Source organism: Nostoc sp. KVJ20 (assembly GCF_001712795.1).
Classification (GTDB): domain Bacteria; phylum Cyanobacteriota; class Cyanobacteriia; order Cyanobacteriales; family Nostocaceae; genus Nostoc.
The window spans coordinates 1-25516 of record NZ_KV757647.1 but is presented as its reverse complement, the minus strand read 5'-3'; the positions used below and the strand labels follow the sequence as shown (position 1 = coordinate 25516).

The 25516-nt window shown below is 40.8% G+C and carries 18 protein-coding genes and 1 pseudogene; 12 read left to right on the top strand and 7 right to left on the bottom strand.

Annotated features, from left to right (window positions below; translation table 11 throughout):
• Nucleotides 1-764: 764 nt before the first annotated feature.
• The 4 genes from A4S05_RS22320 to hppD all read left to right on the top strand — a co-directional run bounded on the left by A4S05_RS22320 (nt 765) and on the right by hppD (nt 4965).
• Nucleotides 765-1544: a phosphate ABC transporter ATP-binding protein gene (locus A4S05_RS22320; RefSeq protein ID WP_069071989.1), complete on the top strand. Its 780-nt coding sequence runs from the start codon at nt 765-767 to the stop codon at nt 1542-1544.
• Between the two features lie 189 nt (nt 1545-1733).
• Nucleotides 1734-3017: an IS1/IS1595 family N-terminal zinc-binding domain-containing protein gene (locus A4S05_RS22315; protein ID WP_069071988.1), complete on the top strand. Its 1284-nt coding sequence runs from the start codon at nt 1734-1736 to the stop codon at nt 3015-3017.
• Between the two features lie 81 nt (nt 3018-3098).
• On the top strand, nt 3099-3803 hold the full coding sequence (locus tag A4S05_RS22310; protein ID WP_069071987.1) for an SDR family oxidoreductase: 705 nt from the start codon (nt 3099-3101) through the stop codon (nt 3801-3803).
• A gap of 106 nt (nt 3804-3909) precedes the next feature.
• Nucleotides 3910-4965, top strand: coding sequence for a 4-hydroxyphenylpyruvate dioxygenase (gene hppD / locus A4S05_RS22305; RefSeq protein ID WP_069071986.1), 1056 nt, complete (start codon nt 3910-3912; stop codon nt 4963-4965).
• 298 nt (nt 4966-5263) lie between these two features.
• Here hppD and A4S05_RS22300 read toward each other — a convergent pair whose 3' ends face one another.
• A complete protein-coding gene (locus A4S05_RS22300; protein WP_069071985.1) occupies nt 5264-10270 on the bottom strand; it encodes a beta strand repeat-containing protein in 5007 nt (1668 codons plus the stop codon).
• A 654-nt stretch (nt 10271-10924) separates the two neighbouring features.
• On the opposite strand from A4S05_RS22300, the gene A4S05_RS22295 reads away from it, so the two are divergent.
• From A4S05_RS22295 to A4S05_RS22285, 3 genes are all read left to right on the top strand, one after another.
• Nucleotides 10925-11617, top strand: coding sequence for an HAD family hydrolase (locus A4S05_RS22295; RefSeq protein WP_069071984.1), 693 nt, complete (start codon nt 10925-10927; stop codon nt 11615-11617).
• 353 nt (nt 11618-11970) lie between these two features.
• Nucleotides 11971-12720, top strand: coding sequence for an SDR family NAD(P)-dependent oxidoreductase (locus tag A4S05_RS22290; RefSeq protein ID WP_069071983.1), 750 nt, complete (start codon nt 11971-11973; stop codon nt 12718-12720).
• Nucleotides 12721-12815: 95 nt separating this feature from the next.
• Entirely contained in the window at nt 12816-14192 is a 1377-nt protein-coding gene (locus A4S05_RS22285; RefSeq protein WP_069071982.1) for a dihydrolipoyl dehydrogenase family protein, read from the top strand.
• A gap of 284 nt (nt 14193-14476) precedes the next feature.
• Here the strand turns inward: A4S05_RS22285 and A4S05_RS22280 are convergent, their stop codons facing one another.
• Nucleotides 14477-15103 (bottom strand): CPP1-like family protein, encoded by a 627-nt coding sequence (locus A4S05_RS22280; protein WP_069071981.1) that lies wholly within the window; start codon nt 15101-15103, stop codon nt 14477-14479.
• A gap of 647 nt (nt 15104-15750) precedes the next feature.
• Here A4S05_RS22280 and A4S05_RS22275 point away from each other — a divergent pair.
• Together A4S05_RS22275 and A4S05_RS41870 are read left to right on the top strand one after the other, a co-directional pair.
• Entirely contained in the window at nt 15751-16470 is a 720-nt protein-coding gene (locus tag A4S05_RS22275; RefSeq protein WP_069071980.1) for a response regulator transcription factor, read from the top strand.
• Between the two features lie 191 nt (nt 16471-16661).
• The gene (locus A4S05_RS41870) at nt 16662-16799 is read left to right on the top strand and encodes a hypothetical protein (RefSeq protein WP_176727069.1); all 138 of its coding nucleotides are present in this window, start codon (nt 16662-16664) and stop codon (nt 16797-16799) included.
• A gap of 130 nt (nt 16800-16929) precedes the next feature.
• On the opposite strand, the pseudogene A4S05_RS22270 reads toward A4S05_RS41870, so the two are convergent.
• Nucleotides 16930-17121: pseudogene (locus A4S05_RS22270) on the bottom strand (DUF2811 domain-containing protein); the annotation flags it as partial.
• A 489-nt stretch (nt 17122-17610) separates the two neighbouring features.
• Here A4S05_RS22270 and A4S05_RS22265 point away from each other — a divergent pair.
• Nucleotides 17611-18897: an MFS transporter gene (locus A4S05_RS22265; protein WP_256091083.1), complete on the top strand. Its 1287-nt coding sequence runs from the start codon at nt 17611-17613 to the stop codon at nt 18895-18897.
• Between the two features lie 145 nt (nt 18898-19042).
• Nucleotides 19043-19954 (top strand): phosphotransferase family protein, encoded by a 912-nt coding sequence (locus tag A4S05_RS22260; protein ID WP_069071977.1) that lies wholly within the window; start codon nt 19043-19045, stop codon nt 19952-19954.
• Between the two features lie 121 nt (nt 19955-20075).
• Here the strand turns inward: A4S05_RS22260 and hisIE are convergent, their stop codons facing one another.
• The 4 genes from hisIE to A4S05_RS22240 all read right to left on the bottom strand — a co-directional run bounded on the left by hisIE (nt 20076) and on the right by A4S05_RS22240 (nt 24350).
• Nucleotides 20076-20726, bottom strand: a complete 651-nt coding sequence (hisIE, locus tag A4S05_RS22255; RefSeq protein ID WP_069071976.1) for a bifunctional phosphoribosyl-AMP cyclohydrolase/phosphoribosyl-ATP diphosphatase HisIE — start codon at nt 20724-20726, stop codon at nt 20076-20078.
• Nucleotides 20727-21141: 415 nt separating this feature from the next.
• Nucleotides 21142-22032, bottom strand: coding sequence for a hypothetical protein (locus A4S05_RS22250; RefSeq protein ID WP_069071975.1), 891 nt, complete (start codon nt 22030-22032; stop codon nt 21142-21144).
• A gap of 70 nt (nt 22033-22102) precedes the next feature.
• The gene (locus A4S05_RS22245; RefSeq protein WP_069071974.1) at nt 22103-22696 is read right to left on the bottom strand and encodes a DUF1517 domain-containing protein; all 594 of its coding nucleotides are present in this window, start codon (nt 22694-22696) and stop codon (nt 22103-22105) included.
• A gap of 79 nt (nt 22697-22775) precedes the next feature.
• Nucleotides 22776-24350 carry a pentapeptide repeat-containing protein gene (locus A4S05_RS22240; protein WP_069071990.1) on the bottom strand — a complete coding sequence of 525 codons (1575 nt, stop codon included), beginning with the start codon at nt 24348-24350 and terminating at the stop codon, nt 22776-22778.
• A gap of 70 nt (nt 24351-24420) precedes the next feature.
• On the opposite strand from A4S05_RS22240, the gene A4S05_RS22235 reads away from it, so the two are divergent.
• Entirely contained in the window at nt 24421-25260 is an 840-nt protein-coding gene (locus A4S05_RS22235) for a prephenate/arogenate dehydrogenase (RefSeq protein ID WP_069071973.1), read from the top strand.
• Nucleotides 25261-25516: the final 256 nt, after the last annotated feature.

The following is a 25516-nucleotide window of genomic DNA, read 5'->3' as shown; positions in this document are numbered from 1 at the left end:
GTCGTTTCAGCCTTTTATTAATCGTTCTTCAATGGTCATCTGTAGGGGTTTAGCAATGCTAAACCCCTACGACAGACGTGCTTTTTCAAAGAACCCATATTTGGTATTTTCTGTCAATGCGTAAGTCCTATTATCTTGAATAACAAGCACCTAAAAGTTAATTAATAAAGTTATTTTATCTAAACAAAATCGACATTTTATAGCAGTTGAGCCAATGTTTTTAATTACAAGAAAATACGCCATCTAAATATTACCAAAACTTTTCAAGCTGAACTATAACAATAGAAAAAGGTAATTAAAAATATCATAATTATTGAGGCATTTTTTAGCAACTAATCTTTTTAATGATGAGGTACTAATCTAATGATTCAATTAAGTAGGATTACAAAGAGCAAAAATTATAAAAATGAGATGCAATTTTGCTTTTTAAAATACCCTTTGTTTTTTACTGGTCATATTTTTATCAATTTGTCAGAAGGGTTAAGTCATGAAGATATGACGAGTCAGAGCAAGCCATATTTCTACTTTCCCCCTTAACTAAGAGGTATTAGTAAATGTGTAGAAAGTGGTAGAAAATGTCTGTAAAAAATCAATTTTGGGACGCAGCCTTATATAAATATCTACTAACCACTTATCTGCTGGATGACTACTGTATAGCTACGTAATTTCCATGAATATCTCATTTTGGGAGTAACATAGTGAAACAGCATTGCTGATTTGTACTGTTTTACTGAATCAAGTTTTGTTTCACACGTTTTGGGAATATGAGTAAACTAATTCCAGCCATCAGAGTCAAAAACTTCAGCTTCTATTACGACACTCAAAAGATAGTTGAAGGCGTGTCAATGGATATTTATCAAAACCAAGTCACGGCAATTATTGGTTCTAGTGGTTGTGGCAAGTCTACTTTTCTTAAATCGTTAAATCGCATGACTGAATTAGAAGGAGATGTGAAGGTTGAAGGAAGAGTAGAATTTTACGGACAAAGTATTTATGAGCGTCGTGTCAACATCAATCGCTTACGTCGCCAAGTGAGTATGGTTTTTCCCAAGCCAAATCTTTTTCCCATGAGCGTTTACGATAATGTAGCTTATGGCGTGAAATTAGTTGGATGGCATCCGAAAGTAGAATTAGATGGGATTGTTGAATCTGCTATCAAAGCTGCCGAACTTTGGGATGAAGTGAAAAATAAGCTGCACAAATCTGCTTTAGAGCTTTCTGGTGGTCAACAACAAAGATTATGTATTGCCCGTGCTTTAGCGGTCAAACCGAATGTTTTATTGATGGATGAACCTTGTTCAGGTCTTGATCCTGCTGGTAGTACGAAAATTGAGCATTTGATCCATAACTTACGCTCTGAGTTGACAATTGTGCTTGTTACTCACAATTTGCAGCAAGTTACTCGCCTATCTGATTTTACGGCTTTCTTTTATAATAATGAAAATCGTATTACTCAAATGGTTGAATTTGGTACTACACATAAAATCTTTACTAACCCTGTGGATTGTCGTACTCGTGACTATGTTTTCGCCCGCGTTAGTTGAAGTATTTCTTAAATTCTAACTATTCAGAGAGCTATGAAATAGTACAAGCAAGCAGAAATGAGGATTAAATTTAATTTCCGCTTGCTTTGAGTTTTTCTTGTGTTGAGCAATATGAACTGACGTTGACAGTCTTTTTTTATACTATATACTTAAAGACAGGTATCTTTTTTAGACCACCTGAATCACAAGATGAAATGTCCTCTGTGCGAATCTACTTCATATTATAAAAATGGTCGTCACAATGACAAGCAGAATTACCTCTGCAAAAATTGTGGTAAACAATTCCTTGAGCCTGCATTACCTCGTTCCCTAGAAAGTGACTTGCTTGCTAATAGCAATGGTCATGCTAAAGTATCTATGACTGATGTAGCGGAACTTTCTTTAGTGAAAAACCTGCCAGAAGAAAAAATCACAGAGAAAGGTCTTCGCTCTTTTAATTTTCAATTAGCTGAAGAACTGCTGCAAACTATATTATCGCCTGATTGGTTAGAATCTGCTGTATTCAGGCAATTGCTCCTAAAAATTCAACAAAATAATGAAATTAAACATAAGTTAGAAACAGGAATATCTCTTCTACTTTTGGATGCAGAAAACTTAAAATTAGATATTAATTCTGAATTATTTTTAGCTAGTGTTTGTCAGTATCCTCTCCAAGTTAAAATGGCATTTGCTAACTGGAGAAATCCCAGTATTGGTAAGCAAGATATTGAACTATATAACCGTGGCTATCAACTTGTCCATGTACCTGGAGGTAAAGACAGTGCTGATGCAAAAATGATTGCATTCGGTGCTTGTATTTTACGCTCTTATCCAACAGTTAAAGAAATATTGGTCTGTTCTAGCGATGGAATTTTAATTCATCTCTGTAATGAACTCCAAAACCAAGGATTGATTGTCTATTGGGTACGTAGACAAGGGCAAAGTTTGCATATAGACAACCGAAATAGTGGCAAAATTACTGATTATTCACTAGCAATGGCAACAGAAGTTCCATCCTTGGAAAAAGTAAAAGTTGTTGAGACAATTCAAGATGTAATTAAAAGTGAACAGGAATTAATTAATGACCAATTAAACAGGTTAGTAGATGTTGCGACGTTATTTCAAGAACAATGTAATATTAATATTCAAGATAATTTGAGCCAACCAGAAAATCAGAAAGCCATCTCTGTCTTAGATAATTCTTTTACAGAATTTATTCAAAAAGAAGATTTATCGGGAAATACTAATGGTAAAACATTAGATGAATTACTATTAAAAATTATTCAAGATATACAAACAAATTACCCTCAAACTACATTATCAGTGTCTAAACTAGGCTCAGAGTTACGAAAAATCACCGGAAAATCACCCAATTCAATTATTCAAGAATTAAACTTAGGTTCTAGTTTTCTTAAATATCTAAAATCGTCTCCCAGATTTACATTAAAAGCAAATGGCAAGGAATATGAGGTAACAGCACTACCCTGCGAGTAAATACTTTCTTGATGTCTACTTACAACCTGAGCCTGTAATTCAGTATTATGTAAAAAGATGTAAAGAAATGTAAATAATACGATGCAAGATAAAGTCGTTGTTATTGTCGGTGCTACTGGTGGTATTGGTTCAGCTTTAACACACAAACTTGCGCCTACGGGAGTCCGGTTAGTACTGGCTGCGAGAGATGCGGTTCGTTTAACAACACTGGCAAATGATTTACCAGGGCAAGTTTTGACCGTTCCCACTGATATTACTGATCCCCAACAGGTAGATACTTTGATAGAAAAGACCATCGCTGAGTTTGGTCAAATCGATATTTTAGTGAATGTAGCAGGTGCTGGTATACTCAAGCCCTACAACAGCCTGGAACCCGCTGATTTAGACAAGATGTTAGATGTCAACTTAAAAGGCAGTTTTTACACCACTCAGGCGGCTGCTGAAGAGATGCAAAAGCGCAAGTCTGGTCACATCTGTAATGTGGTAGGAATTTTGGGCAAGCATTCGATGGGGATGGCAGCGGCTTATTCTGCTTCTAAGTTTGGTGTTGTCGGTTTTAGCAAGTGCATGGCAGAGGAACTCAAGCGTTTTGGTATCAAGTTCACGCTATTCTACTTTGGTGGGGTAGATTCTCCTTTTTGGGATAACGTCAACCTAAAAGTAGACCGGAAAAAAATGCTCAGTGCTGAAACTGCTGCCAATGCTATTTTCTTTGCCATTTCTGCCGAACCGCAAGCTGTGCCAATGGAAATTAACATTCAACCTGATAGTCATCTGTTCTTTTAAAGAGGGAGTGCGCCTACATATTTCTTGCTTAGGAAAGACGTGAAAATCTAGCAAAAAAGGCAAAATTTACAGATATATAAACTTTTATGCTGGATTTTCAGTATCTATGAAAATTGATCACGTTCATTTCTATGTAGAAGATGCCAAAGTATGGCGGGATTGGTTTGTACACCATCTTGGTTTTCAACCAGTAACCGATCGCAGCAATTCATTTCACACTTGTACAGAAGTGGTGCAAAATGGTGCTGTATGCTTTTTTCTATCTTCACCACTGTTACCTACAAGTCCGGTAGCTGAGTTTCTGCGTCAATATCCACCAGGTGTGGCAGATGTCGCTTTTGCTGTGGATGATGTAGAAGCTGCGATCGCACTAGCTCAAAAACACGGTGCTACAATCCTCCAACCCATCCAGGAACGCCAGGTGGGTACGGCATTCCTCAAATGTGGCAAAATTGCCGCCTGGGGTGGACTTACTCATACGTTGATAGAAAGGTCATTAGTTTTTGACAAAGGACAAAAGACAAATGACAACACTTTTACCGCCATAGATCACGTAGTGCTGAATGTGGCAGTTGGTGAATTAGAGCGTGCTGTGGCTTGGTACGAAAATATTCTAGATTTTCAACCCCAGCAAGCATTTAAAATTAAAACCAATCGCTCTGCTTTACACAGCCAGGTGATGATTTCGCGTAACGGTAGCGTCCAATTGCCAATTAATGAACCAGCTTCCAGAAATTCTCAAATTCAGGAATTTCTAGATGTCAACCAGGGCCCAGGAATTCAGCATATTGCTTTGCGGACAACTAATCTTGTAAGTGCGATCGCTAAATTTCGTGCCAGTGGTTTATCCTTACTCTCAGTTCCCCAAACTTACTATTCACAGCTAAAACAGCGTCCAGGACTGACACTATCACCTCTAGAACTGGAAGCGATCGCCCAACAAGAAATTCTCGTGGACTGGCAAGAATATACTCCTTTAGAGGGAGGAAATACCGCACCCTTATTACTGCAAATTTTTACCCAGCCAATTTTTGAGCAGCCAACATTTTTCTTTGAGTTTATTGAGCGTCGTTTCCAAGCTCAAGGTTTTGGGGAAGGAAACTTTCGCGCTTTATTTGAAGCTATTGAAAGCGAACAAATCAAACGCGGTACTTTGCAATAACTACTGATAAGCTAAAAATATTCAATTTGTATAACCGAATTAAACATAACTCTTGTGAGGGTGGACATCTTGCCCGCCCTAATTATGCAACTTAAATATGGAACAGCTTAGTAAACTCAAAAAAAGAGTTTTAGCCTTAACCCAAGCATATTGGTATTAACTGCTTTTACCCGCTCTCTTAGTCGTTCAGGGACTTGCAGTTAAAAAATATCTCATAGTAGGGGCATATAGCTATGCGCCCCTACAAATGTATAAAAAATTTGGGATATTTATTTTTTGCAAGTCCCTCATCACTCTTTTATGGCAAGTATTGATAATCTGAAATATTGTCAAGATACAAATTATAATACTTTATGTTACTAGTTGAATTGCCTGTAATTGTTACCTTTACTAAGTTAATGGTATCGTTGCCATTATTGGTAGCATGGATGGCATTTCCATCAATTACTGAGAGAATATTGTTGGAGATGGTAGCACTACTGCTAACATTATCATCAAAGAATTTTAGGTTAATAGCATCAGTCAATATCGAATCTCCTGGATTAAAATCTCGCACATTGGTAATTGTGTTCCCAGATATTGTAAAGATGGTCTGAGAATTATTCCTGACTTGAAAATTCATTCCATTATTATTGGTTATGGTGTTAATAGTATTACCGGAAACAATAATATTGTTAGCAACAACATCATCAGTAGCTTGGAAATTTATACCATTTGAGGCAGTACTTGTATCTACTCCAGTGATTTGATTATTATTAATAGTTATACTGCTCAAATTAGCACTATCTGTTAATTGAACATCCACACCACTGCCATTATTAGAGATGGTATTATTATTGACCTGTGCTGTACCGGATGCCGTACCAGATAAACTGAAGCTAATATCATTTAAGTTTTCTGATAAACTATTATCATCAATTGTTAAATCCACACTACCCGTAGAATTTTGGGTAAAAATACCAGAACTGTTATTCAAACCGTTAATAATATTCTGATTAATGGTAACTGCACCTGTTACTTCAGATAAAGCAATACTTTCTTGATTGGCATCGGTAATTGTATTCCTATCTATCTTGATAGTACCGCTAGAATTTTCTACCTGAATACCTTGCGTACCTGCATTGGTAATAGTATTATCATTAATTTTTGCTATCTCACCACCAGTTAGTTTAATCCCTACAGCTTGGGTATTTTGAATACTATTATTTACTACCTCTAAATTGCCTTGCAAATCATCTAATCCAATACCTTCAGCAGTAGTATTTGAAATTTGATTGTCTGTAATCTGCACATCCAAAGTAGTTGTATTGCTGAAGTTACCCGCACTAATACCGCGTCCAGCTATGTCTAAGATGTTATTACTAGTAACATTGACTGTAGAATTGGCATTATCAAAAAACTCTAGATTGATAGCATCAGTAAAATTAAAATCTCCAGTAGCAGTATCTCTAATATCGCTAATTCTATTACTAGAAATGGTAAATGCCGCACTACTATTTCCATTGAGTTGAAGATTAATTCCATCTCCATTGGTTATGGTGTTGATAGTATTGCCTGAGACAGTAACATTATTAGCAACGACATCGTTAAAAGCTTGGAGATTAATACCATTGGATGTGATATCTGCATCGACTCCATTGATTTGGTTGTTGTTGATAGTTACACTACTAAAGTTAGCACTATCTGATAATTGTACATCTACAGCAGTACCATTATTAGTGATGGTATTTTCGTTAATTTGCAAGGTTCCCGAAGCAGTACCAGCTAAACTGACGCGAATATCATTAAAGTTTTCTGTCAAATTATTGCTATTTACTGTTAAAGCTGTTGCACCTGTAGTATTGCTGATAACAATGCCATTGTTGGTATTAATGCCATTAACAGTATTTTGGTTAATGCTAACTGTACCTATGACTTCAGATAAGCTAATACTTTCTTGTTGTGCATTTGTAATTGTATTGTTACTAACATTAGTAGTAATGCTTGCGGTTTCTAGCTGTATACCTTGCTCACCTGCATTAGTAATATTGTTGTTGATAACTTGAGGATCATTTACCTGTTGTAGTTTTATACCATCTCCAAAAGTATCACTAATGATGTTAGCATCAGCTATGACATTAACTGTATTATCTGAAATTTCATTGAAAATATTAATCCCAGTTCCTTGAATATCAGAGATATTATTTCTGGCAATATTCACCGTTGTATTAATGTTAGAAGCATCAAAATTATCCAAGAATTGCAGGTCAATACCATTACCTTCTGTAGTAACTTGGGAAATAGTATTGTCAGTAATTGCAATTTGTTGAGCATTATCACCACCAGCCAACTGCATATAAATACCATTACCTGCTGTGATTTGGGAAATGTTGTTATTGGAGAGGGTGACATTGGCGTTAGCATTGTCTAATAATTCTATGTTTATGCCATCACTAAAGTTAAAGTCTCCTGAATTTGTATCCTGAATATTGCTGATTATGTTACTAGAAATTGTGAATGTTCCACTGCTAGTACCATTGAGTTGCAAGCTGATTCCATCACCATTAGTTATGGTGTTGATAGTATTATCGGAAATGGTGACATCACCCGCAGCCGCGTTTGAAAATGCTTGGAAGTTGATACCACTTGATGCGGTACTTGTATCTATTCCTGTGATTTGGTTATTTTTGATATATACAGTGCTTAAATTGGTATTTTCTCCTAATTGAACATCCACAGCAGTACCATTATTAGTAATGGTATTGTCATTAATTTGTACTATGCCAGTTGTGCCAGCTAAACTAACGCGAACATCATTAAGGTTTTCCGTCAACTGGTTATTAGCAATTGTTAAATTGACATCACCTATGGTATTGGTAAAGTCAATACCAGTATTATTGTTGCTACCATTGATGTTGTTTTGACTAATAGTTGCTGTGCCTGTAATTTCCGATAAATTAATGCTTTCTTGGTTGGTATCGTTTAAGGTATTATCGCTAATATTTGTAGTGCCGCTAGCAGTTTCTACTACAATACCTCGCTCGCCTGTATTCTTAATGTTATTGGTAGTAATTGTAGGAGAAATAACTTGAGCTAGTTGTATAGCATCTCCGGAAATATTGTTGATAGTATTATTATTGATTGTAGGACGAACGATCGCATTATCCATTGCTTGTAATTGAATAGCGCGATCGCTACTATCACCATTGCCAATATTTTGGATAATATTATTAGCAATAGTCAAAGTTACATCTGCTTTATCTGCCACTTCAAAGTCAATACCATTATTAGCAGCCGTATCTAAAGTATTACCTGTAATTGTGAAGCTAGTAATACTATTGTTAAACAAGTTTATAGCCGGAATTCCAGCTTCAGGTTTGAACAAATCAACTTTAATACTACTATTACCAACATCGGTAATAATGTTATTGGCAATAGTAAAATTACCCTTAGAATTAGCAACGGCATTTATTGAAATTCCTTCATCAACAATCTTAGTCAGGGTGTTACCACTAACTACAAACGTGCCTTGACCTAAATTGCCCAAATTCAAATCGATACCATCTGCACCAGAACCACCATTAACTTGACCATTGTAAGTAATCTGGTTATTGAGGATATTAGCTGTAATGCTAGCGTTGCTAGTACAAGTTTTATCTACAAAGAGCGCATTAAAATCGCGGCAAAGATTAACTTCAATGCCATCTACTCTGTAATTAGTATCAACATCAAAGTTGGTGATGATCCGGTTATCGGTAATTGTTAAATCCGTAATACCTTGGTAATTCCAAACAAAAATACCACTTTCTAAACTAGAATCAATTGCTGGACTGCGTGTATCATTGATAGCATTCCTGGCAATTTCTACCGTACCTGTCACATTTTCTAAATAAATACCTTCACTAAAAGCATTGGTGATTTTATTATCTAAAATTCTCACATTACTAATATTAGTTCCCTTAACACCTCTGGTATCATCAGTACCAGGAATTTTAATATTAAATCCAGAAATAACAGTATTGTTACCCAGTGTAATTAATCCATTTCCAGTGGGTACTATGCCAGTAATTGTTGGATGTATCCCACTACCAGATAAAGGTAGGGTGACGACTCCTAAATCTTTGACATTAACTACTTGTAGAGGCCCACTAGAGAATACTCGAACGCCATCGGGAATAGTAAATGGTGAAAAAGCAGTATCTTGATTAGAACGAACATAAATCACATTGTCTGCTTTAGCTACCGCCAAAGCATCGGCAATTGTACCAAAAGGAGACTCAAAAGTACCATTACCAGTCCCACCAGGAGCTACGTGGATAATGATGGAGCGATTATTATTTGTCGGAGTATCAGGATTATTTGTCGGAGTATCAGGATTATTTATCGGAGTATCAGTGTTATTTATCGGAGTATCAGTATTATTTGTAGAACCTTGATTTTCTGATTCAATCGTTGCAGTAAAAGCATCAGTTCTTTTTTCAACAGCAACTAGAATATTGGCTTGGTTCTCTACTGTTGTTGCCATCCGCGCTAAAGCGCTATCTTTCTTCGGCTTGCTTCTCCTAGCGCCACTACCAGGGAAATTTGCACCAATACTAAAAGCCAGCCTAGTATCAAATAGGTCATCATTTTGTAGAGAAAGACTCAAACCCAAAAAATCATTAGGACGAGCTTCGATTCTTGTTTTCCAACCAAAAGCTTCCTTGGATTGACCGCCAGAGTAGTAGTATACACCTGCATAGCCCCGCAAATCGCCACTACCAATGCTTGCCAAGCGTGTACCAACCTCTGCATCTACACCAGACATCGCCACTTCTAAAAAGCGCGATCGCTGTATCATTAATGAATCGCCTTGAAAGTATGGCAGATTCGTTTGATCAACTTGGTTTTCTGAAGAATTCAAGGGAAGATAAGCATTAAAGCGAAAATCCCAACTACCTAAAGCTTCAAAACCTAGCCCTAACTGATCAAAATTACTCTTACCTGTGTCACGGGTAGAATAAGAAATATAGCCACCAATAATCCGATTAGCTTTTTCGCTAAACAATCGATGTCCTAACAATATATTGCCAGCTAAATTCGAGTCATTGTCTAATAAAACCTTCCCTTGTAAGAAAGTCAAAGTATTACCAGGAGTTTGTAAAACAGGCAAAAATCCCTCAAAACTGCTAAATGATTCATATCCTGCTCCCTCTGTGGTGTAGCGTACTCCAAAGCGGGGGGTAAATATCGGTGCTGTTTCTGGTATTGTTTGAGCAATAGCCGTTGACGCAGAAGCTAAAATTCCAAACAAAGTAATGCAACCCAAATATTTAAAATTATTCATTGGTAGACCTGATATATAAACAAGAAGGGAAAAGGTTAAAGGGAAAAGGGGAAAGGGATGAACAGGTCGCGCCACTTGCGGGCGAGGTTTTTACTTTTTCCCCTTTCCCTTCTTCATAAATAGAAACCCAAATTAATGTAGAGACACTACACTGCAATGTCTCCAAAAATTAGATAAACCTGTTGGTAGAATTTTTGCGGCGAATACCAATTACACAAGGACGAGGCTCGGCCGTAGATAGTCTTTAACTTTGATAGCTGCTAGTCAACCACTCATTCGTTATATCTATGTATTGTATTTAGTCAATATCAGTTAGCTGATACAGCTGAAGATATGACCGCTTACATCTTAGTTGTATTTTTTCAAACTGTCACTATAGTTAAAGATGCTTAAAAATCGAGGCTATAGACTACGAATAATCACGGATATAAATACAGCATTTTTTTACTTACAACTTCCAAGCTCCTGAATTTTATCAGCACTTGGGTTATGAAGTTTTTGGAGAGTTAGAGGATTTTCCTCAAGGTCATCGTCGATACTTTCTGAAAAAGTCTTTACAAAAAAACACTTAGTTAAATTCAATAGTGGAGATTATTGGTCTAAAAATAGCCAGATATCTGAGATAATTTTGATAAAAATTAACATTTTGCAGCGATGCTAAGACTGATTACTGACTTCGACGGCCCAATTATTGATGTTTCCGAACGGTACTACCGTGTTTATCAATTTTGCTTGGAAAAAACCCGTCGCTCAGACCAAGCAGTGCAAGAACTTCCGAAAGCGGAATTTTGGCAGTTAAAGCGATCGCGTGTTCCCGAAAAACAAATCGCCTTAAATTCAGGGTTAGACGAAGCCCAAGCACAAGAATTCGCCCAATTACGGCGGCAAACTGTGCATACAGAAGCTTATTTCAACTATGACACTCTCGCACCAGGTGCCGTGGATGCACTGTTAAAAATTCAACAAGCTGGAATTGATTTAGCAGTTATGACCATGCGCCGAGTTCGGGAATTAGATTATGCCTTTAAAAAATACGATTTAGGTAGATTTTTCCCAGAAAACCGTTGTTATTGCCTGAGTAACGACTACGTTAAAACTCGTGATATTGAAGATAAGCCTTTGTTGATGGCTAGGGCTTTAAAAGAATTGCCCGCCGCTGCTGATACCTGGATGGTGGGAGATACGGAAGCCGACATCACCGCTGCAAAAAATTATGGTATTAAGGTGATGGCAGTGGAATCTGGTATCCGCGATCGCACCCAATTGGAACTTTACTACCCCGATTTAATTGTTAAGGATTTTAGCACTGCTGTAGATTTAGTCCTAGAATCTAAACACCTTGTCTAGAAAGGCTCTTTAGGATAGTACACCTAACCGTATTTTCTCGTGATCTTTTTCAAAAATTAATTAAATAGGATTCCTATATTTAATTCTGCCTAGTACAGCACGGCGTAAATAAACCACCTATTTTAAATGTCTCAAGCCCTTGAAAACAATTTTGAAGATATATCCCGGCGGATCACATAGTCTGGGCGACACGAACAAGGAACAACTCAACGCCGACCTGCTGGAATTCGTTAAATCCTGATGCGGATGCACGGATGTGAGACATCGTTAAAAATCTCAATGGGTGCATTCTTGTAGGTTCGCACCTGTTTCGGACAGATATTTGAAACCCAACAACCACAGGAATTACAGGTATGACAAAACTAGATGGAAAAATCGCAGTCGTTACAGGTGCATCTAAAGGCATCGGTGCATCAATTGCAAAACATCTGGCAGCCGAAGGTGCAAGCGTTGTTGTCAACTATGCATCTAGCCAAGAAGGAGCCAATCATGTAGTTGATGAGATTATCAGCAAGGGCGGTAAGGCGATCGCAGTTCAGGCAAATGTAGCCAAAAAGGCAGAGATCGAACATCTGTTTGCACAGACGCAGCAAGCATTTGGCAAGCTTGATATTTTGGTCAACAATGCGGGAATTTATGAATTTTCCCCACTTGAAGACATCACGGAAGAACACTTCCACAAGCAATTCGATCTGAATGTGCTGGGATTGATCCTCACTTCACAACAAGCCGTCAAGCACTTCGGTTCGGCGGGCGGCAGCATTATCAATATCAGTTCCATCGTTAGCACCCTCGCGCCCGCGAATGCCTCAATCTATAGCGCTACCAAAGCGGCTGTTGATGCCGTCACGAAGTCGCTAGCCAAAGAGTTGGGTTCACGTAACATCCGTGTCAACTCTATCAATCCTGGTATGGTGGAAACGGAGGGTACGCACACAGCAGGAATTACCGAGAGCGAAGGTCGCCAACAGACTGAAGCGCAAACACCATTAGGTCGCATTGGACAGCCACAGGATATCGCCCCTGCCGTTGTCTTCCTTGCTTCTTCCGATTCGGGCTGGATCACTGGCGAAACGCTGTACATCGCGGGTGGGCTTCGCTAGCTTTAGATGTCTTGAAGAAGAATTCTGACTCCTGAATTCTTATTTAACTGTGAGAGTTTTATGCAAGCAAACTATCCCCAAGGAGTTTAGCACTGATGGAAACAGCAGATGTCATTGTCATCGGCAGTGGTCAAGGTGGCATTCCACTGGCGGCTGATTTTGCCAAAGAGGGACGTAAGGTTGTCTTGTTTGAGCGAGATGCTTTAGGCGGCAGTTGCATCAACTATGGCTGCACTCCGTCCAAAGCCTTCTTAGCAGCGGCTCATACAGCAGGGCGATCGCACCAGGGTAAGAAGTTAGGCATCCACACGGAGGTAGAGGTGGATTTTCCCGCTGTGATGGAGCGAGTTCGGGGAATCCGCAGCAGCTTTAATCAGGGGATTCGTAAGCGATTGGAAAGTGCGGGTGTTAAAGTCATTTGTGCCGAAGCTTCTTTTGTTGGTGAACGGACGGTCAAAGGTGGGGATGTTACCCTTCAGGCTCCTCTGGTAATCATTAACACGGGCACATCATCGCTGATTCCTGACATTCCCGGACTTGCAGGAACTCCTTACCTGACCAACCGCAATTTCTTTGACTTAAACACCTTACCAGCCCGTTTATTGGTGATTGGAGGCGGCTATATTGGCTTGGAATTGGGACAAGGACTAGCGCGTTTGGGCAGTCAAACCCACTTAATTGTCCGGGGCGATCGCGTCCTTGGGCAGGAAGAGGCTGATGTCAGCGAGGTCTTAGCAGAAGCATTAAAGCAGGATGGGATTAAGCTCCACTTTGGAGTCAATGTGAATCACGTCGTCCACGAGAATAATCTGTTTAGGCTGACTCTGAGCAGTGGTGGACAACTCCAGGGAGAGGCATTGCTGGTTGTGATTGGACGGAAACCCAATACAAGTACATTAAATGCAGCGAACAGTGGAATTGAGCTAGATGATAAGGGATTTATCAAAATTGACGACCAGTTCCATACCACCTGTTCTGGAGTTTATGCGATCGGGGATGCTGCCAAACAGCCTGCCTTTACCCATGTGTCATGGGAGGACTATCGCCGCTTAAAAGCAATTTTGTGTGGAGAAAACCGGACACGGAGCGATCGCGTCCTTGGCTATGCGGTCTACACAGAACCCCAGGTTGGCCGAGTGGGTATGACGTTAGAACAGGCTCAAAAACAAGGCATCAACGCGTGTGCTGTCACATTACCCATGAGCCAAATTGCGCGTGCGATTGAATGGGGGCATGACCTCGGATTTTATCGCCTGGTAATCGACAGGGACACAGACAAAATCCTGGGAGCAACCCTGGTGGGGTACGAAACTGCTGAACTGGTACATGTATTTTTATCCCTGATGGAAGCAGGAGCAACCTGGCAGTTGTTAGAGCGATCGGTTCACATCCATCCCACCTATGGTGAAGCTTTACCCAGTCTGGCACGGTTGCTGCTTGGAGATAACATGCCAGGGTGTCCGAATATGTGAATATGTTATGCACTGAAATGTTTCTCTCGGCATCGCTTTGTATTGCTATATAACCCCATGTGCAACTTTATCTCAAACCTAACCCCAACCCCTTCCCTACAAGGGAAGGTAGCAAAAATCAAAGCCTCTCTCCTCAAAGGAGAAAGGTCAGAATATTAAGTCGCACATCGCGTTATATACGTAGTAAGGGCACATACCTATGTGCCCTTACTACATATCACATCCAAATAAACAATACACATCAATCACATCTTCTTTTTAGAAGCTTACTTACGTATATAGATTTAGCGTAGAAAGCTACTAACCAACCACAAGAATATAAACGTCAGTACAGTAGAGAACTGATTCGATGACAGATTGAGAAATGGTATTTGTGGTAAGAGCCACATAGCAAAGAGTCCCCCAGCGATTAAGCCAATGATTAAACTGACCAGGGTGAACAAAACTGCTCGGCCAAACTTACCTTCCTTGCGATTGAGAAAATAAATACTCGCGCCTACCCCAACCACCAATGCCAGTTGCAAAACCTGATCGCCTCCCTCTGGATAAAACAGGCTAATAGAACTCAAACCAAGAAACCAAGCTCCTGGTAAGAATATATCCGCAGGCGTTGGCTGATCCAGCATCCGTTGCAGCCATGCAGGTGACTGCTCACGAGGGCTTGGACTTTCTTTAGGAGGCGATTGTACTCGCAACTCTGGAAACCGAATGCGTTCAGGGACTTTGATTTTACCTTCCTGGCGCATCCGTAAGCGATCCATTAAAATCGCATCGTAAGCCGCTTCAATTACTTCTAAATGCTTGGCATCGCCACTATGTTGCTCGAATAGGCGATTACGAGCATCCTGAATCTCATCGAAGCTAGCCTCTTCTGATACCCCAAGTTTTTCGTAGGGATTTTGATCGCTCATGGGAGTTTGTTACTTCAGCCTCAGTCAGCGGCAGTTTTTTGTCGAAGAAAAAACAGCTTTAGGTTTTATTTTGATCGAAATTAAAATCTCAACCTATTTTATTCCCTACCAGGATACTAGCACGGGTTAGTTTGATCGACTTTGTAATTTCAACCATAGTCACTTTAACATATCGCTATAACTCCGTGTATACCCTCATGTCGTTGCCTAGTTCTGGCTTTAATCTAGAATTTGAACGGAGAGTACCTAAAAATGCAGAGTTTTTATGAAAAAATCAACTTTACTGTTTCAAATTTGGCAACTTACTGTGCCTTAATCGAATTTTTTTCATTATACTGAATAATCGCTTGTGGTATATATCCGCATATCGATTTAAAATTGAAACGTTTTAAGTTACCACCTAACTCAAATCAAGAAGGTGTCTTGGTATTAAGAACTGTTGCGGCTAAAGTCAGAGCGCTTATACACTGTGGCTAACAGAAGTTTCGCGTTCTCATTGCCCACAATCCTGATTAGAGTATTTATTTTTAAATAGTCAGGATTCTTATACCGGAGCCATGTAGATTCTTAGTTAGTCCCAAAGTGGCAACTGCGTTTTTACGCAACTCTCTTGTTAATCTTACGAATTTTTGTGCAAAGTAATGGTCATGGCTCCTGCCAAGATTCTTGTAGTTGACGACGACCCTGCGGTTCGGAATTTAATCCAACGCTTTTTGATTAAGCAGAACTATCAGGTGGAGGCTGCCGAAGATGGAAAGACAGCCTTAACTCTATTTGAGCAATTTAACCCAGATTTGGTGATTCTAGATGTGAATCTACCAGATGTCACTGGGTTTAACCTCTGCCAAGAGATGCAAAGTCGTAATGGTGTTTTTGTTCTGATGTTGACTAGTCGTGCTGACGAAGCTGACAAAATTCGCGGCTTTGCTAAAGGTGCTGACGACTATCTCACCAAGCCTTTTGGGCTAGGAGAGCTAGAAGTCAGAGTCGGAGCTATTTTGAGGCGTCAGCGAGTGATAACTACGGCCGAGCAGAAACGCTTGGTATTTGAAAAACTGATGATTGATCCAGTGCGACGGGAGGTAGCACTTAATAACCAAGCAGTACCCTTAACTGCTCTAGAATTTGACTTGTTGCATTTTTTAGCCAGTCATCCAGGTCGAGTTTGGCGGCGGGCAGAACTAATCCAAGAGGTATGGGATTATGAGTATGTCGGCGACCAGCGGGTTGTAGATGTCCATATCGGTCAAATTCGCAAGAAGATTGAAATTGATGCTAGTCAGCCAGCATTAATTCAAACTGTACGTGGCGTAGGGTATAAGTTTGAATCTCCTGCTCATCCCCAGCACTTGGAAGCCAAGTCTTGATTTAACAGTCTAGAGTTTTTTTAACTCTTGACTGTTGACTCTTGAGGAAACTGTTATTGAATTTCTTTAGCTTTAGTAAAAAAATAAATTTAGACAATCAAAATAGGTAGTTATTTAACTCATCCCCCGGCTTGAAGCCGGGGGATTTCGAGTCATTGGTCATTAGTCATTGGTCATTAGCACCAAGACTAATGACTAAATCGGCGGGCGGCTATCCCTCCCACCCCTGGTTCGCGCAGCGTCTCGTAGAGAAGGTATGGGATTCACGCCGATTTTCGTTGAAGTATTACTCCCCAGATGGGCGATCGCTTTGGCTTAAAATCCGATGAATGGGGCACGTGTAAGCTGTGCCCCATTAACAGCATGAGCTAGAATGACGACCTTCATAACCAGTACTTATGGGGTGTCTAGTAAATTAGCTGTTGCTGGTGAATCGATACAGGGCATTTCTACTGAGGAGTGGTGAAACAAAGTTTCTAAGTAAACTCGCGCAGCACGGCGATCGCTATCTCCATTTTGGAGTAAAAACAATGATAGCGCCGCCGTCAATACTCTGTTTTCATCCCAATCAGGATGGGTTTCTAAGTAGTTTTTTAAGGATTCGTGGAGTGTTTCGGGAATTTCTGTAAAGATGCTAACCGTTGATTTCATGAGATTTTCCTCCTATGAGGATAATCAAGAGGGACAAGTTGCTTGCGGTGAAGCGGCAATGAGGCTACCTCACACGCTCTTTTGCCAGCCCGACAATCTACGCTTGCATCTAACGGTAATATATTTTACACATTTGATGCTGACGGTTGAACGGATTACAAAAGCAAGCCGAATCATTGTGCGCCAAGAGGGGGTGGGTTTGTCAATGCTGCGAAATGTTAAAAACGATTGTATAAAAAATAAATGCGAACGAAATAATCAGGCTTTAAGCCTATTTTTCGTTACTTTACTTCACAAAAACTCAGTCCTTGAAGTTCCTTGCTGCTGTTAATTAACAATCCCCAGTCAGACGGCAAGAAGCTTATTGGCTCGTATAGCACCTGTGGAAAACTGTTAAAATCCCTGTGGAAACCCTGTGGAATCAGTGAGGAAAATTGTAGCCAATGATAAGAATTACAAAAATGTCACCAAACTATGACTTTTAAGCTCATGAAATTAGCTTCTCAGTCTCAGTTGTCATCGTGGCTGCCTTCGATACATCCCCAGGTATGGATTTTCGCAATTGGTAGATTTCTTTCAGAAGTTGGCACCGGCTGTACCCTGTTTTATGCCCCCATCTTTTTTGTCAATCAACTTGGTTTATCTGCAACCAGTGTGGGGGTAGCCTTGGGTAGCGCCTCGATTTCCGGCGTTGTAGGGCGGATTGCGGGTGGTTTTTTGGCTGATTCTGGACACTGGGGACGCCGCCGCACTTTGTTGCTAGCGACGGCGATTTCAGCAATTGCTTCTCTCGTTTTAGCTGCAACCAATAATTTCACTTCTTTGGTAATCGGTAGCTTGATTAGCGGTTTAGGGATAGGTTTCTATTGGCCGGCGGCTGAAGCTGTGGTGGCTGACGCCAGCCAAATTGACAATCGTCGGGAAACTTTTGCGATCGCCAGACTAGCTGATAATCTGGGGTTAGCGATCGGAATTGTGCTTGCTGGGTTGTTGATCGCGATCATTGGGAGTTATCGCTGGTTATTTGTGATTGATGCCATCTCTTTTCTGGTATTTTTTGGGGTTGTCTATGTAGGAATTATTGAAACAGAACAACAGCAGATAGAGGAATCTGAAAAAACAGAACATTTTGCTTCTTGGATGGCAGTATTAAGCGTAGATGCAAAGCAGCTTGTCGTTAGACATCGCCGTTTCTTAGTCTACATAGCAGTTAATATATTTTTCACAATCTATATTTCTCAAATCCACAGCACCCTCCCGCTTTACTTCAAAAACTTTGTCCTTGTAGAAAGTACTGCCACGGGATTTACTGAAACTACCATTAGCGGGCTATTTGCTTGGCATCTGGTGTTCGCCATCATTTGTCAGTTACCTGTCACCAGTATTTTAAAACGCTGCTCTCACACATTCGCACTTACTGTTTCTGCCATTTTCTGGGCAATTGGTTTTGGATTGATTTGGGTAAGCGGTACAGCCACATCTCATCATCTGGTTTGGGTAATTTTGGCATTAGGAGTATTTGCTGTAGCGATTGTCTCCTATACTCCATCTTCTGCTTCTTTAGTGACTGAGTTAGCCCCGGAAAATCAACGCGGTGTCTATTTCTCCATCAATGCTTTGTGCTGGGCTGTTGGCTCTTTTATTGGTCATCCCTTGGGTGGATGGGCATTAGATCAACCACAAATTATTACCAATAGTTACTGGCTAGGCTTCATCTTGAGTGTAGCGATCGCTCTGGCAATTTTACAGTATCTCAATCGAATTTTGGCTGATTAATCACCAAAATGTTACTATGCTCATGTTTAGCGATTTTTTAGGGAGTGAAATCACAGTGGTACGTTGATACAACAAACAGCCAAATCATTATAAGTCGCTGCGATCGGCTAAAAGTCCGATAAATTTTGATTTTTTGTTTGTTGTGATGGCGTTAGGATTTACTGTGAATATTCCTTCCTCGTATCTCGAAAAAATTCGTGCTGTCTATCCCAATATCTCTCTTGACCATCTTGACTTTAATCAAGATGGAATGGTTAACGATGTAGTTATTGTTAATCATGAGCTTGTATGTCGCTTTGCCAAAGATGATTGGGGAAAACAGGTACTTTCCCATGAAGCTAAGGTGTTGGAAGTGGTGCAAAATTATGTTGAACTGCGAGTTCCATACTTTGAACACCTGGAAGAAGGCTTTGCTTGCTACAGATTTATTAAAGGTGAACCGCTATCTCGTAACACCTTGCTAAAGCTAAGTGAAGCATCACAAGCGCGTATCATCTCCCAACTAGCCAAATTTCATCAGCAATTGCACAGCATCCCATATGAAGTTTTAGTTAATGCTGGGGTGTCTTCTTCTGGTGCAGAACGTTCTCGTGAAGATTGGTTGCAGTTGTATGAGCAAGTTCAGGAAACTCTCTTTCCTCACTTATGGCGTCATCAGCAAACTTGGATACATGAACATTTTGCGCCCGTAATTACAGGTGAACTTGACCTCAACTACACACGCGTACTGATAGATGGCGACAAGCCAGTGTATCACATTCTATTTGACCCGATTTCAGAAAGCATCAGCGGTCTGATTGATTTTGGTACGGCTGGTTTGGGAGATGCAGCTTGTGATATTGCAGTCCAACTCGGTAATTACGGAGAAAGTATTGTGCGGCGTATGGAAAGCGAGTATCCAATGTTACCAGATGTCATCGATCGGGCGCGTTTCTGGATGGGGACACTTGAACTTCAGTGGGCTTTGGCTGGAGTAAAGTTTAACCATATCTCATTGTCATTGGCACATATTGGTTTAGCCAGAGAGGTTCAACCTTTAGGTACACGGTTCAGTTAACCCAGCATAGCCAAGGAAAAACGGCACGCTTGGCACACTTGTTTAATTTTGGAGACTGGCGAAGTTGGGGAAAAGTTTTGTATTTACTTCCCCGACTCGCTCATTTATTTGCTTATATTCTTTATTGGCGACGTTCTTGCAACTTGCGGTACACCGATTTCAAATCAACTTGATGGTGAGCTAAGGCAACCAAAGTATGATATAGCAAATCAGCCACTTCACCTGCGATCGCATCTGCTTCATCATCTTTAAAAGCCATTACCACCTCAGCGGTTTCCTCACCAATCTTTTTCAAAATTTTGTTATCACCACCTGCAAATAGTTTACAGGTATAAGAACTTTCTGTCGGATGATCGCGGCGATCGCATATTATTTGAAACAATTGCGACAATGTATCCCCTGGTGGTGCAGCAATTTTCCCTTCTATTTGGTGGAAACAACTGCGCTCTCCAGTATGACAGGCAATATCACCCAATTGCTCTACCCCAATGAGCAACGCATCACTATCACAGTCATAACGGATACTCTGCACCTTTTGAAGATGCCCCGAAGTCGCCCCCTTGTGCCACAACTCTTGGCGCGAACGGCTCCAAAACCAAGTTTCTTCAGTTTCCAAAGTCTTTTGTAACGACTCCTGATTCATCCACGCCATCATCAGGACAGTACCATCCAGATAGTCTTGGACAATTGCAGGCACCAGACCCCGTTCATCATAGCGAATTTTTTCAACAGGGATAGTGTAATGCAGCGATCGCAAATCGTTAGAAGACATACCAGCTAGTTTGTTCTAATGAGAATAACTTATGGATTCACGATACCACTCAGAATAGGGCAACTGGTATGTTTTTTTATTGAACAATCTTATCTATAGGACTCATATTTGATCGAAGAAGGCAGGAGGCAGATAGCCCAGCGTTAGCGAGTCCGCGAGCGTCGGGCAGGAGGCAGGAGGAAAACTGCCCTTTGTTTCCTGCCGCGACCATAGGATCTTGGGTTTAAGACAAGAACTCCAAATTTTCTAGTTTTGTGGCTCTTTTTCAGGAGGGGTTTGANNCCTAGTAAGTGAAAAAACCTCCTGCCTCCTGCCTCCTGCCTCCTGCCTCCTGCCTCCTGCCTCCTGCCTCCTGCCTCCTGCCTTCTGACTCCTGCCTCCTGCCTCCTGCCTCCTTCAATGAATTGGAAATTTCCTAACGGCGTCTGCTGCCAAAACCACTTGAACGGCGGGGTGCTGTACTACGCCCACTACCAAAACCACTGCCAGAATTGCGTCTGGTAGTGCTGGAGTTACCAGAGGGTCGCAATGTACTACCACCAAAGCCAGAACCAGAAGGACGGTTATTACCTGTAGTGCTACGCGGTGTATTGCGTACATTTGAATTTCCAGGATATGACCTTCTAATTGTTCCTGTATTGCGGAATGCAGTGCGATTTGTCACTACTGCGGGTGGCGCATTGTAGCGACTTTGATAATTTTGAACTGCTTGGCCATAGCTGCCGCCATATCCACCGAAGCCACTTAAACCTTGACCTGATTGATAAACAGGGGGTACATAATATTGGGGTCGAAACAACATACTACCAATTGCCTGTCCCGCCAAGCTACCAGCTACAGACCCCGCAAATGGTGCCCAGAAGCTATTTTCTCGACGGACTACAACCGTCTCTTGTTGTCCGGTTTGAGGATTGGTTTTATTCTCGGTAACGTTGTGAACGTACTCAAGTTTAAAATCTTCTGTCAGGTATAAAATCGGTTGTCCGTTTTCGACCTTCAGATAGGTTTTCTTGCCCTGCTTGATTTCATCATCAGTTAACCTTGCCATTTGCAAATTTTCGGTTGCAAAGGTTGGGGGCTTATTATTAAGTAAAAACAGGTTGTATTCACCAGTTCCATCGTCATAAGTAGCTTGTTGTATTTGATACTCTCCATCACTCAGCTTGGTTGTAGCCGAGGTTTGGCTAACGTTCTTGGCCGAAGAAGAATTAGTTTGGCTTTCGCCACTACCACAAGCAACAGTTGTGATACACAAACTCAGAGCTAAAAAAACGGCTGTAAATTTACGTACTATGGTCATGATCATTGGATTATTGTCCTATCTCTGAGCTTAACAATTTCTCGATGTGAGTAGTAAGTACGGACTACCCAACACATTATAATGGAATCAATTCTGGGTAATATTGCAACAGTTGATCGCTAGTGAGTTCATCGCCTAACTGTGCTGGGGAAAAATGTACTTGGATTGCCTTCAATCGATGTTTATAATGCAAATTTATCAATGCTTTCAATCCTTCCTTGAGCGCCTGAACGTTAGAAAGATCAGTTTCTAACTCTGGCACTTCTCCTTCATAAGCCACTGTAATCATGACAATGACGTTACGGGTTACAGGTATAGATAAAGGTTCATTCAATCCAGAGTCAGAAGTATAATCTGGTTCGCTGAGATATCTTTCGGCAGAATCAGTAAATAATTCATTCACATAATCTCCTGCTTCGCCTTCATTAAAAAATACGTCACCTTCGTTCGCAGCAGAAAGCCAATATTCATCGTATTGCAGCAGGGTTTGACTAATTTCTACTAATCCTTCTCCCAAAACTTCTAAGTCGCCATCGGCATCGATCGCGTCTCGTCCAGCACTATTCAATACTCCCAAAATTGGCGCTACTTCGCCTCCCCCTAAGTGCAGAAATAGTCGAAACACTACATAGCGAGTTCGACCGATCATTTTATTAAATAAATTAGCCATTTTCGTCCTCCATTTTTTTTGTCATTGGTTATTGGTTATTGGTCATTGGTCATTTGTCATTGGTCATTAGTTTAATGCTCTATGCCTCATGACTAATATAGTGAAATCCTTTGACAAAATCTATTACCATATTTAACGAAGGCAATATATCATATTTTATTGATTCATTAGATATATCATCATAAGTTGAAGCATTGAGAGCAGAGCGATTAATAAATCTTTTCCCAAAGTTGGGATGATCATAGACAATCAAAGTTTGGGCGCTGGAATTGGTTAAAATTATTTGGGTTGGAGCTTTACAAAAATTTAACTTAGCGGCTACTTCAATATTTTTTTTCATCTGTTTAATTGTTGTAGCCTGACCTGTGGCTTGTTCTAAAAGAATATTTAATTGCTCGACAATCTGGGGCGATTTTAAATCTTGTTTGGCAACAACTTCACTGTTAATCATTTCCACCATGCTGGAAATATTCTTTTGAATAGATGCCGCATCTAGAAAAGGAAGAATCACAATATACGCAGTGGATAATAATGCTTCGTCGCTATCTACATGAAAGGTGAAAACAGTTCGACGACGACCACTTTCGATGCTTGGGGGTTGTTTTAGTCCCCGGTATTCCTGAGCAATTTGGTAGTAAGCACCTGCGATCGCAAAATTGGCTTCGTGTTCTAAGGCTGCATCAACGATAATCCTTATTGTTGGCGGTGTTTCGTTAAAAAAATCTCGTGACTCTGCGGAATGGAATTTTTGAACAATGGAGCGATCGCCATTTGGGCTAAGATCAACCCATTCACAAATCATACTTTCGGTTTTTAAACCAAACCTGGAGGTGGCATAAAGCTTTGCCCCAGTTAAAGTTGCTCCTGTTAAATCAGCACCAATCCATTCCGCCCTAATTAATTTTGCTTGAGTTAAATTGGCGTGTACTAAACTCGTATTAGTTAAATTGGCATTGCTTAAATCTGCGCCAATTAAATCAGCCCCGCTCAATTTTGCACCACTCAAATCTGCCCACCGGAGGTTTGCACCGCTCAAATCTGCCCACCGGAGGTTTGCGCCGCTCAAATCTGCCCCGCTCAAGTTAGCATGGCTGAGATTAGCTTGTCTGAGTTCAGTTTCTCGCAAATTTGCACCGCTCAGATCAGAACGACTGAGGTCACTGGCGTTTAAGTTAGCCATCTCCAAGTTAGCCCCAGTCAAAGAAGCACCCTTCAAGACCGTCTCGCTTAAGTTAGCGTGGCGGAGATTGGCTTGGCGGAGTGTTGCTTCTCGCAAATCAGCACCGGTGAGGTCAGCTTCCGACAAATCGGTGCGACTGAGATCAGCGCGAATTAACTCGGCGCGGATTAATGAGGCTCCCTTTAGTTGAGCGCGACTGAGATCGGCTCGAATCAAATTAGCGACGTTGAGGCTGGCGTTGTTCAAGATGGCGCTACATAGATTCGCCCCACTCAGTCTAGCGACATTCAACTTGGCATTGCTCAACTTAGCTTCACTCAGATTCGCGCCACTCAGGTTGACTATGCTCAAATTAGCATCGCTCAGATTTATGCCACTGAGTTTTACCCCACTCAGATTAGCTTCTGGGAGGTCAACACCACTAAAGTTTAAGACTCCTGCTGCGTATTTTTCCAGTAATTCCTCTACAGTCATCGATGCTACCCCTTGGATGCCAACTTTAATAGTTGGTAAAGTCATAAAAAACGGAATGTCAAAATCAAAAATGAATATTGGGATTTTAGGATTGGGACTGATTGGCGGATCTTTGGGCTTTGATTTGCGATCGCAAGGACATCATATCTTAGGAGTCAGTCGCCGTGAATCTACCTGTGAAAAGGCAATTACTCTCGGCTGTGTTGATCAAGCATCAGTGGATATGAGCCTGTTAGCAGCCGCAGAGGTTGTATTTATTTGTACTCCTCTAGCGCTTATTGTGCCCCAATTTGAGCAGATGATCGCTCATTTGTCTACCGCTACCATCGTTACTGATGTCGGTTCGGCGAAAGCACAGATAGTAAAAGATATTTCTCCCCTTTGGGATAATTTTATCGGTGGTCATCCAATGGCGGGAAGAACAGACAGTGGGATAGAAGCTGCACAGCGGCATTTATTTGTTGATAAACCTTATGTATTAACACCAATAAATACAACACCAATTAGTGCAATTACGGTTGTAGAAGAAATTGTGCGATCGCTGGGAGCGAATCTCTATTATTGTCAACCAGAGCAACATGACCGCGCTGTTAGCTGGATTTCCCATTTACCTGTAATGGTCAGTTCCTCGTTGATTGCTGCTTGTTTAAGCGAAACTGACCCCGATGTTTTGGAATTAGCCCAAAAGTTAGCTAGTTCAGGTTTTCGGGATACCAGTCGTGTGGGTGGTGGGAATCCAGAGTTGGGAGTGATGATGGCGCGGTATAATCGTCAAGCCTTGCTGCGATCGCTGCAACAATATCGTCACAATCTTGATGAGTTGACCAACTTAATTGAGCAAGAAAATTGGGAAGTTTTAGAGGAAAAGTTTAAATCAAGGCAACAGGCACGACCTAATTTTGTTGAATAGTAAAAACACGCCTGTCTTAGAGGTTGTTTGAAAAGTATTTGGCTGTGATTTTAGGCACTTAGAGATCTCCCCTAGCCCCCTTAAAAAGGCTACGGTGTACACACAACTCAAAAAAAGATCAATTTCTCATTGTTCGCTGGTTTATCTCGTTCCTATGCTCTGCATAGGAATGCCTGATTAGAGGCTCTGCTTTTAGTCAAATATTGAGTCAGAGACTCAATGAATGCATTCCCAGTCGGAGACTGGGAACGAGGAA

Bases quoted from the DNA above. Each gene is read 5' to 3' on its own strand.
- A4S05_RS22320 (WP_069071989.1), top strand. From the start codon at position 765: ATGAGTAAACTAATTCCAGCCATCAGAGTCAAAAACTTCAGCTTCTAT.
- A4S05_RS22315 (WP_069071988.1), top strand. From the start codon at position 1,734: ATGAAATGTCCTCTGTGCGAATCTACTTCATATTATAAAAATGGTCGT.
- A4S05_RS22310 (WP_069071987.1), top strand. From the start codon at position 3,099: ATGCAAGATAAAGTCGTTGTTATTGTCGGTGCTACTGGTGGTATTGGT.
- hppD (WP_069071986.1), top strand. From the start codon at position 3,910: ATGAAAATTGATCACGTTCATTTCTATGTAGAAGATGCCAAAGTATGG.
- A4S05_RS22300 (WP_069071985.1), bottom strand. From the start codon at position 10,270: ATGAATAATTTTAAATATTTGGGTTGCATTACTTTGTTTGGAATTTTA.
- A4S05_RS22295 (WP_069071984.1), top strand. From the start codon at position 10,925: ATGCTAAGACTGATTACTGACTTCGACGGCCCAATTATTGATGTTTCC.
- A4S05_RS22290 (WP_069071983.1), top strand. From the start codon at position 11,971: ATGACAAAACTAGATGGAAAAATCGCAGTCGTTACAGGTGCATCTAAA.
- A4S05_RS22285 (WP_069071982.1), top strand. From the start codon at position 12,816: ATGGAAACAGCAGATGTCATTGTCATCGGCAGTGGTCAAGGTGGCATT.
- A4S05_RS22280 (WP_069071981.1), bottom strand. From the start codon at position 15,103: ATGAGCGATCAAAATCCCTACGAAAAACTTGGGGTATCAGAAGAGGCT.
- A4S05_RS22275 (WP_069071980.1), top strand. From the start codon at position 15,751: ATGGCTCCTGCCAAGATTCTTGTAGTTGACGACGACCCTGCGGTTCGG.
- A4S05_RS41870 (WP_176727069.1), top strand. From the start codon at position 16,662: ATGACTAAATCGGCGGGCGGCTATCCCTCCCACCCCTGGTTCGCGCAG.
- A4S05_RS22265 (WP_256091083.1), top strand. From the start codon at position 17,611: ATGAAATTAGCTTCTCAGTCTCAGTTGTCATCGTGGCTGCCTTCGATA.
- A4S05_RS22260 (WP_069071977.1), top strand. From the start codon at position 19,043: ATGGCGTTAGGATTTACTGTGAATATTCCTTCCTCGTATCTCGAAAAA.
- hisIE (WP_069071976.1), bottom strand. From the start codon at position 20,726: ATGTCTTCTAACGATTTGCGATCGCTGCATTACACTATCCCTGTTGAA.
- A4S05_RS22250 (WP_069071975.1), bottom strand. From the start codon at position 22,032: ATGATCATGACCATAGTACGTAAATTTACAGCCGTTTTTTTAGCTCTG.
- A4S05_RS22245 (WP_069071974.1), bottom strand. From the start codon at position 22,696: ATGGCTAATTTATTTAATAAAATGATCGGTCGAACTCGCTATGTAGTG.
- A4S05_RS22240 (WP_069071990.1), bottom strand. From the start codon at position 24,350: ATGACTGTAGAGGAATTACTGGAAAAATACGCAGCAGGAGTCTTAAAC.
- A4S05_RS22235 (WP_069071973.1), top strand. From the start codon at position 24,421: ATGAATATTGGGATTTTAGGATTGGGACTGATTGGCGGATCTTTGGGC.